This window comes from Sphingomonas sp. Leaf23, assembly GCF_001421585.1.
GTDB lineage: Bacteria > Pseudomonadota > Alphaproteobacteria > Sphingomonadales > Sphingomonadaceae > Sphingomonas.
Map to the genome: position 1 here is coordinate 763,065 of NZ_LMKR01000002.1, position 13,677 is coordinate 776,741.

The window sequence follows — 13,677 nt, forward strand, 5'->3', positions numbered from 1 at the left end:
TCGGGTTGCAAGCCCTTGCTTTTCCGGCGAAGGTCGCGCCCATGACGCGCCAGACCCCCGCACCGCCCGCTGAACCCGTCGCCGATGCCGAAGGTGCCGACGTTGCCGACGACCGCCGCTACCGCGCGCCCGCGCTGGAAAAGGGGCTGGATATCCTCGAACTGCTGGCCGGGGTTACCGCGCCGCTGACGCTGACGCAGATCGTGCAGCGGCTGGGCCGGTCGCATGGCGAATTGTTCCGCATGGTGCAGGTGCTGGAATATCGCGGCTATCTGACGACCGAGGCGGGGGGCGATGGCTATACGCTCAGCGACCGGCTGTTCTCGCTCGGCATGAACCAGCCGCGCACCCGCTATCTGATCGAGGTCGCGTTGCCGGAAATGCGGCAACTGGCGCAGGAAACCGGTCAGTCGTGCCACGTCGCGGTGCATACCATGGGCGACATGGCGGTGATCGCGCGGATGGAATCGGCCGACCAGCTCGGCTTCTCGGTGCGGGTCGGCTACCGTCGGCCGCTGTTGCAGGCGGCGTCGGGCGTCGTCCTCTACGCCTTTCAGCCCGACGACGTGCGCGCGCGCTGGGAAGCAATGCTCGATCCCGTGCCGACGCCCGAAGCGCTGGCGGCGTTCCGCGCCCATGCCGAAGAGGTGCGCGCGACGGGCATCGAACGCATCCCCAGCCGCTTCGTCAGCGGCGTGACCGACCTGTCGGCCCCGATCCTGCGCGGGCGCGGCGCGGCGGCGGCGCTGACCATGCCCTATCTGTCGAAGCTGGGCGAGGTCGACAGCATCGACGCGGCGGCAGCGGCAGTGCAGGCGGCGGCGCGGCGCATTTCGGACCAGCTGGTCGACGACGACCATCATCCGTGAAGTATACGCGGCGACCCGCGCTTTGCGGTTGCAAGAAAAATCCTGTTCAAATATGAAAACGTCACGGCGTCGGGGTTGACGACCGGAACGGGGCGGATCGATCATGTACGGGCGGCCCGCATGGGGGCTGCGCATGACCATCATCACCCGGCTATCGGTGCACGACATCCGGTTTCCGACCTCCGCCTTTCTGGACGGATCGGACGCCATGAATCCGGAACCGGATTATTCGGCGGCCTATTGCATCCTCGAAACCGATTCGCCGGACCTTGAAGGGCACGGCCTGACCTTCACCATCGGGCGCGGCAACGACCTGTGCTGCGCGGCGATCGCGACGCTGGCGCCGCTGGTCGAGGGGCTGTCGCTCGACGAGATCCGTCGCGACGGGGCGGGGTTCTGGCGGCGGATCACCGGCGACAGCCAGCTGCGCTGGGTCGGCCCGGAAAAGGGGATCATCCACCTCGCCACCGGTGCGGTCGTCAACGCGGTGTGGGACCTGCTGGCGAAGGCCGCGGGCCTGCCGCTGTGGGACTATATCGGATCGATGAGCCCGGCGGAGATCGTCGGCCTGATCGATTTCCGATACATGACCGACTGCATCACCCCCGACGAAGCGCTCGCGCTGCTGGAGGAGCGGGCGATCGGCAAGGGCGAACGGCGCACCACGCTGCTGGCGGAGGGCTATCCCGCCTACACCACCTCGCCCGGCTGGCTCGGCTATTCGGACGAAAAGCTGGTGCGGCTGTGCAAGGAAGCGGTGGCCGACGGCTTCACCCATATCAAGCTGAAGGTCGGCGGCGATCCCGAAAACGATCGCCGCCGCGTGGCGCTGGCGCGCGAGACGGTCGGGCCGGACATCGACCTGATGATCGATGCGAACCAGGTGTGGGAGGTCGATCAGGCGATCGAGCGCGTCAACGACCTCGCCTTCGCCCGCCCACGCTTCATCGAGGAACCGACCTCGCCCGATGATGTCGAGGGGCATCGCGCCATTCGCGAAGGGGTGCGTCCGGTCCAGGTCGCCACCGGCGAGATGTGCCAGAACCGCATCGTCTTCAAACAGTTCATCATGCGCCACGCCCTCGACGTGGTGCAGATCGATGCCTGTCGCCTGGGCGGCGTGAACGAGGTGCTGGCGGTGCTGCTGATGGCCGCGAAATACAATCTCGCCGTCTGGCCGCATGCCGGCGGCGTCGGCCTGTGCGAATATGTTCAGCACCTGTCGATGATCGACTATCTGTGCTTTTCGGGCGTGAAGCACGAACGCGCGGCCGAATTCGTCGATCACCTCCACGAACATTTCCTCGACCCGTGCGTGGTCGAAAACGGCGCATACCGCGCGCCGTCGCGGCCGGGCTATTCGATCGAGATGAAGCCGGAATCGCGCGAGGCGCATCGCTGGACCGGCGGTCGCTGAACGGTTTCAAAAGCCCTTCATCGTCACCCCGGGCTTGACCCGGGGTCCCGCTTCTCGACCACGCCTGAAGAAGAAGCGGGACCCCGGATCAAGTCCGGGGTGACGGAGATGGCGGATCGGACGCATCTCTGCGAAACCCGCGACAATTTGCGACAACCTTCGCATTGCGCCATTCGATGCGACGCGTATGAAATCGGCACCGAAACTTATCGATGCGCTGGCAGTTATGCGTCGGCGCATTCGCGCCGTTTTCCTGTGCAAAGGTTGCCGCCCTTGATCCGATCCGCGTCGCCGCGCGTCCGCCCGCTATGGTTCCTGCCCGCATTGCTCGCGCTGTCCGCCTGTGGCGGCGGTGAGGAAAAGGCGACGAAGAACGGGCGCGGCAATCAGGGGCCGGCACAGGTCGGCTTCGTCGTGGTGCAACCGACCAGCGTCGCCCAGACCGCCGACCTTGCCGCGCGCGTCGTCGCCTTCCAGCAGTCGGAGGTCCGCCCGCAGGTCGCCGGCATCATCCGCAAGCGCTATTTCACCGAAGGTACGCTCGTCCGCGCCGGGCAGACGCTCTACCAGATTGATCCGCGCCTCTATCGCGCGCAGGCCAACGAAGCGGTCGCCAACCTCAACAGCGCCCGCGCCAATGCAGAGGCGACGCGCGTTCGCGCCGACCGCTATCGCCCGCTGGCAGAAATCGAGGCGGTCAGCCGCCAGGACTATACCGACGCCGCCGCCCAGGCACGCCAGGCCGCCGCCGCCGTCGAACAGAGCCGCGCGCAGCTGGAGACGGCGCGCGTGAACCTGTCCTTCACCAACGTCCCCGCGCCGATCACCGGCCGCATCGGGCGCAGCTATTTTACCGAAGGCGCGCTGGTCACCAGCAACCAGACCGATCCGCTGGCGGTGATCCAGCGGCTCGACCCGATCTTCGTCGATATACAGCAATCCGCCGCCGACCTGCTGGCGCTGCGCCGCGAACTCGCCAGCGGCGGGGTGGTCCCTGCCTCGGCCGCCGTCCGCCTGCGGCTGGAGGATGGCAGCGACTTCGGCCAGACCGGCAGGGTCGAATTTGCCGAGGTGATGGTCAATGCCCAGACCGGCACCGTCACGCTGCGCGCCCGCTTCCCCAATCCGCAGGGTATCCTGTTGCCCGGCATGTTCGTCCGCGCGCAATTCGCGCAGGCGATCGACCAGCAGGCGATCCTGGTCCCGCAACAGGCGGTGAGCCGCGATCCCAAGGGGCAGGCGACCGTCTTCGTCGTCGGGCCGAACGACACCGCGGTACAGAAGAAGATTCAGGCCGACCGCACCCAGGGCGATTTCTGGGTCGTGACCGGCGGCCTCAATCCGGGTGACAAGGTGATTACGCAGGGGACCGCGAACCTGAAGCCCAATGCGAAGATCAAGCCGGTGCCGGCGAACACGCCGCAACGCATCGCGCCCAAGCCCGCGGGTGACAAGGCCGCCACGCCACAGAAGGCGGGATAAGCGATGTCGCGCATCTTTATCGACCGCCCGATCTTTGCATGGGTGATTGCGATCATCGTGATGCTGGGCGGCCTCGGCGCGATCCTGTCGCTGCCGATCGCGCAATATCCCGACGTCGCCCCGCCACAGGTCAATATCCGCGCGACCTATCCGGGCGCCAATGCGGAAACGATCCAGAATTCGGTGACGCAGATCATCGAACAGCAGCTGACCGGCATCGACGGCCTGCTCTATTTCAGCTCGCAGAGCAGTTCGCGCGGGCAGGTGACGATCAGCGCGACCTTCGACAAGGGCACCGACGCCGATATCGCGCAGGTGCAGGTGCAGAACCAGGTGCAGCAGGCGCTGTCGCGACTGCCGCAACAGGTGCAGCAGCAGGGCATCCGCGTCACCAAGTCGAACCCCGACTTCCTGATGATCGTCGGCATCTTCGACCAGACCGACCAGCGCACCAACGGCGACGTGTCGGACTTCATGGAGGCGAACCTCGTCGAACCGCTCGCGCGGATCAACGGCGTCGGCGAAACCAACGTGTTCGGGTCGCAATATGCGATGCGCATCTGGCTCGACCCGGCCAGGCTTGCCTCCTTCTCGCTGATCCCCGGCGATGTCGTCACCGCGATCCAGGCGCAGAATACCGAAGTCGCCGCCGGCGAACTGGGCGGCCTGCCCAGCGGCCCCGAACAGCAGCTGAACGCGACCGTCACCGCGCAGTCGCGCCTGCAAACCCCGGCACAGTTCAAGGCGATCATCCTCAAGACGCTGCCCGACGGGTCGACCGTCCGCCTGTCGGACGTCGCGCGGGTCGAACTGGGGCAGGAAAACTATTCGGCGCTCAGCCGGGTCAACGCCCATCCCGGCGCCGGCCTCGCCATCAGCCTGGCCCCCGGTGCCGACGCGCTGGAAACCGCCGAACTGGTGAAGGCGGAGGTGGAGCGCCAGTCGGCGAAATTCCCCGCCGGCCTCACCTATGCCTATGCCAACGACACCACCGCCTTCATCAAGCTGTCGATCGAGGAAGTGGTCAAGACGCTGATCGAGGCGGTGATCCTCGTCGTCATCGTCATGTTCGTCTTCCTGCAGAGCTGGCGCGCGACCTTGGTCCCGACGATCGCGGTGCCGGTGGTGCTGCTCGGCACGTTCGGCGTCTTCTATCTCTTCGGCTTCTCGATCAACACGCTGACGCTGTTCGGCCTCGTCCTCGCCATCGGCCTGCTGGTCGACGACGCGATCGTGGTCGTGGAGAATGTCGAGCGTCTGCTCGAGGAAAATCCCGACATGTCGCCGCGCGAGGCGACGATCCAGTCGATGAAGGAAATCCAGGTCGCGCTGATCGCGATCGGGATCGTGCTGTCGGCGGTGTTCCTGCCGATGGCGTTCTTCGGCGGGTCGACCGGGGTCATCTATCGCCAGTTCTCGGTAACGATCGTCGCGGCGATGGTACTGTCGGTGCTGGTCGCGCTGATCCTGTCGCCGGCCCTCACCGCGACGCTGCTGAAGCAGAAGAAGCGCGGCGAGGACGGTAGCCTGGAGGGCGGCTGGCTGGAGCGGAAATTCCCGCGCGTCGCCCATGTCGGCGAACGGCTGCGGAACGGATTCAACCGCAATTTCGACAAGGGCGTCGACAAATACGAACGTGGCGTCATCCACGTCATCGACCGCAAATGGCTGTACCTACTGCTTTATGCGGCGATCCTTGCCATCCTCGCGCTGCTGTTCTTCCGCCTGCCGACCAGCTTCCTGCCGACCGAGGATCAGGGCGCGGCCTCGATCCGGTTCCAGCTGCCCGCCGGTGCGACCCGTGGCCGCACCGAAGCGGTGCAGCGCGAGGTCGAGAAATATTTCCTGACCTATGAAAAGGACAATGTCCGTACCCTGCTGGTCGTCGCCGGCGGTGGCGGCGGTGCCTCGGGGCAGAATACGGGGCAGGGGTTCATCAACTTCACCGACTGGGCCGAACGTCCGGGCAAGGACAATGGCGCCGATGCCATCGTCTCGCGGGCGTCGGCCGCCTTCCGCGGCTTCCGCGATGCGCAGGTCTTCGCGCTGCTGCCGCCTGCCGTGCGCGGGCTGGGGCAGGCGAACGGCTTCACCATGGAGTTGCAGAACGCCAGCGGGATGAGCGCGGCGGAATTTGCCGAGGCGCGCGACAAGCTGCTCGCCGCCGCCAATGCCGATCCGATGCTGACCGGCGTGCGCCTGTCCGAACTGCCCGATATCGGCACGCTGAACGTCGATATCGACCAGCAGCGGCTCTCCACGCTGGGGCTCAGCCAGAACGACGTGAACAACACGCTGTCGACCGCGTGGGGCGGGCGCTACGTCAACGACTTCATCGATCGCGGCCGGGTGAAGCGCGTGTTCGTGCAGGGAGACGCCCCGTATCGCAGCGCGCCGTCCAACCTGTCGCAATGGTTCGTGCGCGGATCGGATGGGCAGATGGTGCCCTTCTCCTCCTTCGCCCGCACCGGCTGGACCGTCGCACCGACCACCCTCTCGCGGTTCCAGGGCCTGCCCTCGTTCGAGTTCCAGGGGCAGGCGGCAGCGGGCGTCAGCTCGGGTGAGGCGATGAACCGCATCGCCGAGCTTGCCGGACAGATTCCGGGCACCAGCGTCGCGTGGGCCGGGCTGTCGTTTCAGGAACGGCTGTCGTCGGGACAGGCGCCACTCCTCTACGGCCTGTCGATCCTCGTCGTTTTCCTGTGTCTTGCCGCGCTGTATGAAAGCTGGTCGATCCCGATTGCGGTGCTGCTGGTCATTCCGCTCGGCCTGATCGGCGCGATCGCGTTCGTGACGCTGCGCGGCCTCGAAAACGACGTCTATCTCCAGATCGGGCTGCTCACCACCATGGGCCTTGCCGCCAAGAACGCGATTCTGATGATCGAGTTCGCCGAACAGGCCGAGAAGAAGGGTGCGCGCGTCATCGACGCCGCGCTGGAGGCGGCGCGCATCCGCCTGCGCCCGATCCTGATGACGTCGCTCGCTTTCATCTTCGGCGTGTTGCCGCTCGCCATCTCGACCGGGGCCGGCGCCAACAGCCGTATCGCGATCGGCACGGCGGTGATCGGCGGCATGTTCACCGCGACCGTGCTGGCGATCTTCTACATCCCGCTGTTCTTCGTGCTGGTCCGGCGCGGCGTGCGCGACGGCCTCGCCAAGCTCCGGCACAAGCCGACCAAGGAGGCCGAAGCATGAAGCGGCTGACGATCCCGCTTATCGCCACCTTGCTGGCGGGCTGTTCGATGACCCCGGCCTATGAACGGCCGACCGCTGTCGTGCCGCCGTCCTGGCCGGTAGGCGACGCCTATCTGCGGCAGAGCGAGGCAAGCCTGCCCGCGCTGACCTTCGAACAGGTGTTCACCGCGCCCGGATTGCGTACGCTGGTCGGACAGGCGCTGGTCAACAATCGCGACCTGCGCATCGCCGCCGCCAACATCCGCGCGGCCCGCGCGCAATATCGCATCCAGCGCGCCGACCTGTTCCCGCAGGTCGATGCCTCCGCCCGCTACAGCTATCGCGGCACCGGCAGCAACGGGACGACGACGATCCCGACGACCGGTGGTGGCACCGGCACCGGCGGTACCGGCAATGGCGGGACCGGCACCGGCGGCACGGTCGTCACCAGCAGCCGTTCGCCCAGCAGCTTCTCGCTCGATCTCGGCGCGACCGCGTTCGAACTCGACCTGTTCGGCCGCATCCGTTCGCTCACCGAGGCCGAACAGAACCGCTATTTCGCAACCGAAGCCGGCGCCCGCGCCACCCGCCTGACCCTGGTCGGCGACATTGCCGAGGCATGGGCCAGCTATGGCGCCGACCGCAGCCTGATGACCGTGGCCGAGGCGACCGCCGCCAGCGCCCGGCGCAGCGTCACGCTGACCCGTGCCCGGCTGCAGGGCGGCATCGCCCCGCGCACCGATCTGCGCCAGGCCGAACAGATATTGGCGACCGCCGAGAGCGATTTGGCCGAACAGCGCACGCAGCTGGCGCAGGATATCAATGCGCTGCAACTGCTGGTCGGGGCGCCGGTCGATCCCCGGCTGCTGCCCGCGTCGATCGACGCGGCGCTGCCCACCATCGCCGACCTGCCGGCCGGCATCGATTCGTCGATCCTGCTGCGCCGCCCCGACGTGGTGCAGGCCGAATACGAGCTGCTGGCCGCCAATGCCGATATCGGCGCGGCGCGCGCGGCGCTGTTCCCGCGCCTGTCGCTGACCGGACTGGTCGGTTTTGCCAGCGACGCGCTGCGCACCTTGTTCACCGGCGGCGCGTTCAACTATTCGGTCGCGCCTTCGCTCAGCTACCCGATCTTCCGCGCCGGGGCGGGGCGGGCAGGGGTGGAGGCGAGCAAGGCCCAGCGCGACGTCCTGCTCGCCACCTATGAACGCACGATCCAGTCGGCGTTCCGCGACGTCGCCGACGCGCTGGCACGGCAGGGAACGATCGCCGAACAGACCCGCGCCGAACGCACCAACCTGCTGGCGGCGCAGGACACGTTCCGCCTGACCGAGGCACGCTACCGGGGCGGCATCGACACCTTCCTCACCAGCCTCGATGCGCAGCGCAGCTACTACAGCGCGCAGCGGCGTCTGGTCGCGACGCAGCTGGTCGCGGCGACCAACCGGGTGACGCTGTACCGGTCCCTGGGCGGCGATTCGCTGTTGGAGGTCGGGCCGACTGGCCCGGTGCCGTTGACGCCGCAGGCTCCTGCGACACCCGCTCCCTAAATCGTCACCCCGGGCTTGACCCGGGGTCCCGCTTCTTCTCCTACCTTGGTCAAGGAAGCGGGACCCCGGATCAAGTCCGGGGTGACGGTAACGGCTCAGGCGGCCAGCCCAACCCCCGCCGGCTCATCATCATTCGCCGCCTTGCGCGCGACCCGCGCCGCCCGCGTCCGTCGCGCCCGCCCGCGCGGCAACACCCGCGCCACCCACAGCCTGAGCGACACCCCCCGCACCGCGCCGGCCACCGCCAGCGCCGCCAGCATCGCATCGAGATACGCCGCGACATCGACCGTCAGCAGCACCCCGGCCAGTTCGGGCGACCCCATCGCCGACACGATGATCATGTCGCCGCCCATCCACAGCACCGTGCCCGCCGCCGCCGACAGGATCAGGAACAACAGCCAGTGTCCCGGCGTCAGCGAAGCGAACCGCCGCGCCACCGGCACGACCAGCAACCCGGCCAGCACCCGCGAAACCGGCACATCCGGCCACAGCCGCAGCAAGACGATACAGGCAACGAACACAGCGGCGACGGTCAGCATATGTTTCCCCTCCGCAACGACATGGGGAGCCGGGCGCCAGGCGTAAAGATCAGCCCCCGTCGACGATCAGGTCGACCGACGTGCCCCGCCCCTCGGGCGACAGGAACACGGCATAGGCGGCATTGCCGCGCGTGCCGCCCAGCACATGCTGTTCGCCCTCGGCCTGATGCTCGGCCGAATAGCCGCCCTTCTTCGCCCGCGTGTAATACCAGTCGACCATGCGATCGACCGGCTGGGCGATGGTGAAGCTCACCACCCGCATCCGGCAGCCATCGGCATCGGTCCCCGCCGCCTCGGACAGGCGCGCATCGGGGTGCAGCGCAAAGGCGGCGGGCAGGCGGTTGGCCCATGCCGCACTATAGCCGACCTTGGCCGCGCACTGCCGGTTGCCGCCCTTTTGCACCGCCGCCAGTTCGCCCAGCGTCAGCGCCTCGCGGCCGCCCTTGCACGACGGACAGGCACCGGCCTTGGGCGCCGTTTCGAGCGATTCGGACTTGGCCGCGCTGCCCGATGCGACATTGGCGGCGGGGGCGGCGGCGCTGTACGGCTTGTCGGCCGGCTTGACCGCGCCATTGCCCGATTGCCCGGTCAGGCTGGGGTCGACCATGATCTGGTCCTGCAACGCCGCCGTCACCGCCGGGTCGCCGGCATTGCCGCGCAGCAGTTCGGCATCCAGCGCCTCGACATTGTTCGCGGGCGGCGCGCCCTGGTTGCACGCACCCAGCAGCGCCAGCGGCACCAGGATCGAAACGGCACGAATCATCGGCGACGCACTCCCGCGAAGTCAGGTCCGCGCGACGGTATCGCCGGCGGGTTAAGATTCCACCGTAACGGAAAAATGGCCGATCGCCATTGCCCGGCGCGCCTGCCGGGGCCATGTCGTGTCCCATGTTGAACATCGTCTCGATCCTGATCGGTCTCGTCGCGCTGGTGATCGCGATCCCCGCGCTCATCCCCATCGTCTCGCTGATGAACTGGATCGCCTTTCCGATCGCGCTGGTCGGCTTCGTCGTCGGGCTGCTGTCGTCGAAAAATACCGGCCGCAACCTGAACCTCGTGATCCTCATCATCGCGGGTCTGCGCCTCTTCCTGACCGGCGGCCTGATCTAACCGGCATGGCCGACGAAGCGGCGGATCGGCGGGGGCTGGCGTTCGGCGTCGGCGCCTATGTGCTGTGGGGGTTGTTGCCCCTGTATTTCCGGCTGCTGGGGCCGATCGACGCGGGTGAGATCGTGGCGCAGCGCGTCCTGTGGTCGGCGCTGCTGGTCGCGGTCCTCGTCGTGGCGGTCGGGCGGGGCAGCCAGCTGCGCGCGGCCTTTGCCAACCGCCGGGCGCTCGCCAACCTCGTCGCCAGCGCCGCGTTCATCGCGATCAACTGGCTGGTCTATGTCTGGGCGGTACTGCACGGCGAAGTGCTGGCTGCCAGCCTTGCCTATTTCCTCAACCCGCTGCTGAACGTGCTGCTGGGCGTCGTGCTGCTCGGCGAACGGATGAACCGCACACAGGCGGCGGCGGTGGCGCTGGCCGGGGCGGGGGTGGCGCTGTTCGCGCTTGGGTCGTCATGGATCGCGCTGGGCATCAGCCTCAGCCTCGCGATCAGCTTTGCGCTCTACGGCCTGATCCGCAAAACGGTATCGGTCGGTGCGCTCGAAGGGTTGATGGTCGAAACGACGCTGCTCGCGCCGATCGCGCTCGGCTATCTGCTGTTCCTGTCGGGCAAGCAGCCGCTGGCGTTCGATCAGGGGGCGGGGATGGCCTGGCTGCTGGTGCTGGCCGGGGCGGTCACCACCGCGCCGTTGCTGCTGTTCGCGGCGGCCGCGCGCCGGTTGCGGCTGGCGACGATGGGGATGCTGCAGTTCCTGGCGCCGTCGCTCCAGTTCCTGCTCGCCATCCTCGTCTTCGGCGAAACGCTGACGCCGGTGCGGATGGGGTGTTTCGCCCTCATCTGGGCGGGGCTCGCCGTCTATATCATCGGCGGACGCAAGCCGGGGCGGCGCGAGGCCGCCCCGGATCGGGCTTAGCGGCAGACCACCTGGCCCCGGTCGATCGACCGGCCGAGCAGCGCACCGGCACCACCGCCGAGCAGCGTACCCAGCAGGCGCGAATCGCCGCCGGCAATCACATTGCCCAGCACGCCGCCACCCAGGCCACCGACGATCAGGCCGGTCGTGCCGTCGCTGCGGCGGCAATAATAGCGGCTGTCCTGCCCGCGATAGATGCGGTCGTTACGGGTCAGCCGGCGCGGCTGGTAATAGCGGCCGTCGCGATAATAGCGGTCGGCGAAGTACCGGTTCTGCTGCCCCGGTTCGAACCGGTTGTAGTTATAGTTGCGATAGCTCCGCCAGTCGCGCTGGTCGCGGCGCAGGTCGCGGCGGGCATCGTTCACATCGCGGCGATATTCGCGGTCGGCCCGGCGCACATCGCGGGGGCTGTCGGCATTGCGCAGGTCGCGGCGATAATCGCGGCGGGCATCGCGCACTTCGTCGCGATATTCCTGGCGCGGGGTCTGCGCCATCGCCGGGGCGGCGGCGATCGTCGGCAGGGTCACGGCCGCAACCAGCGCGGCAAGGATCGGGGTACGCATCGTCTTCACTCCTATCCAGAGGATGGGCAGTAGAACGACGCGTACCCTTATCCAGTTGCGTGAACGGAAAACTACCTTCCGTTCATTTTCACGTCAGGCGTATTGTTCGCCCGGATAGGCGAACAACAGGTCGGCGTCGTCGCTCGCCTCGACTTGCACGTCACCTTCGAACGTCAGGCAATCGCCGGCGGCCCATTGCGTACCGTCCGCCGTTCCATTGCCGGTGACCGGAACGAACCAGCCCTTGACCCCGGCCGGAACTGTCACGTTGCGCGCGCCGCCGGTCCAGCGTTCCAGCACGAATTTCGGCCCGTTGACCAGGATCGTGCGATCGTCGCTGACCTTGCCCGGCGCTTCGGGTGCGACGAACGGCCGCGCGTCCGACACGGCGACACCGTCGTCCAGATGCAGCTCGCGCGGACGGCCATAATCGTACAGCCGGTACGTGGTTTCCGAGTTCTGCTGGATTTCGATCAGCGTGATGCCCGCGCCGATCGCGTGGACCGTGCCCGACTTCGCATAAAAGAAATCGCCCGCCTTCACCGGCTTCCAGTCGAGCTTCTGCTCGATCGACCCATCGAGCGCCGCATCGCGCAGCTGTTCGGCGGTCATCGGTTCCAACGTGCCGAGCGCGATTGTCGAGTCGGCTTCGGCGGCCAGCAGCGTCCAGCATTCGTCCTTGCCGCGCGGCAGGCCGCGTGCCTGTGCCTGGCGGTCGTCGGGATGGACCTGCACCGACAGTTTTTCCGACGTAAACAGATATTTGACCAGCAGGTCGGGCGTGTCGTCGCCCGGCGCCTTGTACCAGATTTCGCCGACCGGATCGGCATCGGCGGGCTGGTCGGCGAATCCGAAGCCCAGGGTATGGCGACCCCACGGCTTTTCGACACGGTGCATTTCGAGCTTGGTGACGGGCATGGGTTACGCTCCGGAACGTCGTTGAACGGGTCCGCGTGCTCATGCGCGAAAGGGACTGTTCGCGCTACCCCTGTGGCAGTAGAAGCATCGCCCATATGCGTACCCTATCGACCCGCGCGTCTGCGCTCATCCTCGTCGCCATCGCCGGTCTCGGCCTCTCCGGCTGTGCCCGTGGCGGTGCCGGTGCGGGCCGCGACCTGCCCTATGTCGCCCGCGACGTGGGCACGCTGTATTCCGCCGCCAAGGACCGGCTCGACCGCCACCAGTACAAGGTCGCCGCCGCGCTGTTCGACGAAGTGGAGCGCCAGCACCCCTATTCGGTCTGGGCCCGCCGCGCGCAGCTGATGGGTGCGTTCAGCTATTATCTCGACGCCGACTATACGAAGGCGATTGCCGGTGCGCAGCGTTTCCTGTCGGTCCACCCCGGCAACCGCGACGCGCCCTATGCCTATTACCTGATCGCGCTCAGCTATTACGAACAGATCAGCGACGTGACCCGTGACCAGAAGATCACGATGCAGGCGATGGACGCGCTGGGCGAACTCTCGCGCCGCTATCCCAACACGCCCTATGCCGCCGATGCCCGGCTGAAGCTCGATCTGGTCCGCGATCACCTGGCGGGCAAGGAAATGGAGATCGGCCGCTTCTATCAGCAGCGCGGCCAATGGCTCGCCGCCTCGATGCGCTTCCGCTCGGTCGTCGATCAATATCAGACGACGACCCATGCGCCCGAAGCGCTGATGCGCCTGACCGAAACCTATCTGGCGCTGGGCGTGCCGGCAGAGGCCAAGAAGTCGGCGGCGGTGCTGGGGGCCAACTATCCGGGCACCGACTGGTACAAGCGCGCCTACGACCTCATCAACGACAAGTCGCCGCCGCCGCCCAAGCCGATCCCGGTGAAATACGCGCCGCCCGCGCCGCCGCCCTCGGGCACGGTCACGGTCGAACCGGGCGACGATCCCACGCCCGCGCCCAAGACGCCGCCGGCGGTCACGCCGTCGCCGACCGGCCCGACGACGGGTGGCACGACCACCGGTTCGACGGGGAACTGACACCCCATCGTCATTCCTGCGCCGGCGGGAATGACGACCGCATCCCACAACCGTCACCCCGGGCTTGACCCGGGGTCCCGCTTCTTCTTCCT

12 protein-coding genes are annotated in these 13,677 nt (G+C 67.4%); 8 read left to right on the plus strand and 4 right to left on the minus strand.

Annotation, left to right across the window (positions count from 1 at the left end; translation table 11 throughout):
• The first annotated feature begins 41 nt into the window (after positions 1-41).
• From ASE67_RS07360 to ASE67_RS07380, 5 genes are all read left to right on the plus strand, one after another.
• On the plus strand, positions 42-869 hold the full coding sequence (locus ASE67_RS07360) for an IclR family transcriptional regulator (RefSeq protein WP_082457031.1): 828 nt from the start codon (positions 42-44) through the stop codon (positions 867-869).
• Positions 870-1,002: 133 nt separating this feature from the next.
• Complete coding sequence (locus ASE67_RS07365; RefSeq protein ID WP_055759303.1) at positions 1,003-2,286, plus strand: L-fuconate dehydratase; 1,284 nt, start codon at positions 1,003-1,005, stop codon at positions 2,284-2,286.
• A 273-nt stretch (positions 2,287-2,559) separates the two neighbouring features.
• Complete coding sequence (locus ASE67_RS07370) at positions 2,560-3,768, plus strand: efflux RND transporter periplasmic adaptor subunit (protein WP_443024637.1); 1,209 nt, start codon at positions 2,560-2,562, stop codon at positions 3,766-3,768.
• 3 nt (positions 3,769-3,771) lie between these two features.
• Positions 3,772-6,963, plus strand: coding sequence for an efflux RND transporter permease subunit (locus ASE67_RS07375; RefSeq protein ID WP_055758553.1), 3,192 nt, complete (start codon positions 3,772-3,774; stop codon positions 6,961-6,963).
• Positions 6,960-8,492, plus strand: coding sequence for an efflux transporter outer membrane subunit (locus ASE67_RS07380; protein WP_055758556.1), 1,533 nt, complete (start codon positions 6,960-6,962; stop codon positions 8,490-8,492). Before ASE67_RS07375 ends, ASE67_RS07380 begins: the two co-directional genes overlap by 4 nt.
• Before the next feature lie 95 nt (positions 8,493-8,587).
• Here ASE67_RS07380 and ASE67_RS07385 read toward each other — a convergent pair whose 3' ends face one another.
• Positions 8,588-9,031 (minus strand): hypothetical protein, encoded by a 444-nt coding sequence (locus ASE67_RS07385; RefSeq protein ID WP_055758560.1) that lies wholly within the window; start codon positions 9,029-9,031, stop codon positions 8,588-8,590.
• A 49-nt stretch (positions 9,032-9,080) separates the two neighbouring features.
• The gene (locus tag ASE67_RS07390) at positions 9,081-9,794 is read right to left on the minus strand and encodes a hypothetical protein (protein ID WP_055758564.1); all 714 of its coding nucleotides are present in this window, start codon (positions 9,792-9,794) and stop codon (positions 9,081-9,083) included.
• A 125-nt stretch (positions 9,795-9,919) separates the two neighbouring features.
• On the opposite strand from ASE67_RS07390, the gene ASE67_RS07395 reads away from it, so the two are divergent.
• Together ASE67_RS07395 and rarD are read left to right on the plus strand one after the other, a co-directional pair.
• The gene (locus tag ASE67_RS07395; RefSeq protein WP_055758567.1) at positions 9,920-10,141 is read left to right on the plus strand and encodes a hypothetical protein; all 222 of its coding nucleotides are present in this window, start codon (positions 9,920-9,922) and stop codon (positions 10,139-10,141) included.
• Between the two features lie 5 nt (positions 10,142-10,146).
• Positions 10,147-11,052: an EamA family transporter RarD gene (gene rarD, locus ASE67_RS07400; protein WP_055758571.1), complete on the plus strand. Its 906-nt coding sequence runs from the start codon at positions 10,147-10,149 to the stop codon at positions 11,050-11,052.
• Here rarD and ASE67_RS07405 read toward each other — a convergent pair.
• Both ASE67_RS07405 and ASE67_RS07410 read right to left on the minus strand, forming a co-directional pair.
• Complete coding sequence (locus tag ASE67_RS07405) at positions 11,049-11,615, minus strand: glycine zipper 2TM domain-containing protein (protein WP_055759309.1); 567 nt, start codon at positions 11,613-11,615, stop codon at positions 11,049-11,051. The genes rarD and ASE67_RS07405 overlap by 4 nt on opposite strands.
• 93 nt (positions 11,616-11,708) lie before the next feature.
• Positions 11,709-12,533 carry a class I mannose-6-phosphate isomerase gene (locus ASE67_RS07410; RefSeq protein WP_055758574.1) on the minus strand — a complete coding sequence of 275 codons (825 nt, stop codon included), beginning with the start codon at positions 12,531-12,533 and terminating at the stop codon, positions 11,709-11,711.
• Between the two features lie 95 nt (positions 12,534-12,628).
• On the opposite strand from ASE67_RS07410, the gene ASE67_RS07415 reads away from it, so the two are divergent.
• Positions 12,629-13,585 (plus strand): outer membrane protein assembly factor BamD, encoded by a 957-nt coding sequence (locus tag ASE67_RS07415; protein WP_055758576.1) that lies wholly within the window; start codon positions 12,629-12,631, stop codon positions 13,583-13,585.
• Positions 13,586-13,677: the final 92 nt, after the last annotated feature.

What these genes read in the sequence shown, in the direction of transcription:
- ASE67_RS07395 (WP_055758567.1), top strand. Translation starts at nt 9,920, where the DNA reads ATGTTGAACATCGTCTCGATCCTGATCGGTCTCGTCGCGCTGGTGATC.
- rarD (WP_055758571.1), top strand. Translation starts at nt 10,147, where the DNA reads ATGGCCGACGAAGCGGCGGATCGGCGGGGGCTGGCGTTCGGCGTCGGC.
- ASE67_RS07375 (WP_055758553.1), top strand. Translation starts at nt 3,772, where the DNA reads ATGTCGCGCATCTTTATCGACCGCCCGATCTTTGCATGGGTGATTGCG.
- ASE67_RS07360 (WP_082457031.1), top strand. Translation starts at nt 42, where the DNA reads ATGACGCGCCAGACCCCCGCACCGCCCGCTGAACCCGTCGCCGATGCC.
- ASE67_RS07385 (WP_055758560.1), bottom strand. Translation starts at nt 9,031, where the DNA reads ATGCTGACCGTCGCCGCTGTGTTCGTTGCCTGTATCGTCTTGCTGCGG.
- ASE67_RS07405 (WP_055759309.1), bottom strand. Translation starts at nt 11,615, where the DNA reads ATGCGTACCCCGATCCTTGCCGCGCTGGTTGCGGCCGTGACCCTGCCG.
- ASE67_RS07380 (WP_055758556.1), top strand. Translation starts at nt 6,960, where the DNA reads ATGAAGCGGCTGACGATCCCGCTTATCGCCACCTTGCTGGCGGGCTGT.
- ASE67_RS07390 (WP_055758564.1), bottom strand. Translation starts at nt 9,794, where the DNA reads ATGATTCGTGCCGTTTCGATCCTGGTGCCGCTGGCGCTGCTGGGTGCG.
- ASE67_RS07410 (WP_055758574.1), bottom strand. Translation starts at nt 12,533, where the DNA reads ATGCCCGTCACCAAGCTCGAAATGCACCGTGTCGAAAAGCCGTGGGGT.
- ASE67_RS07365 (WP_055759303.1), top strand. Translation starts at nt 1,003, where the DNA reads ATGACCATCATCACCCGGCTATCGGTGCACGACATCCGGTTTCCGACC.
- ASE67_RS07415 (WP_055758576.1), top strand. Translation starts at nt 12,629, where the DNA reads ATGCGTACCCTATCGACCCGCGCGTCTGCGCTCATCCTCGTCGCCATC.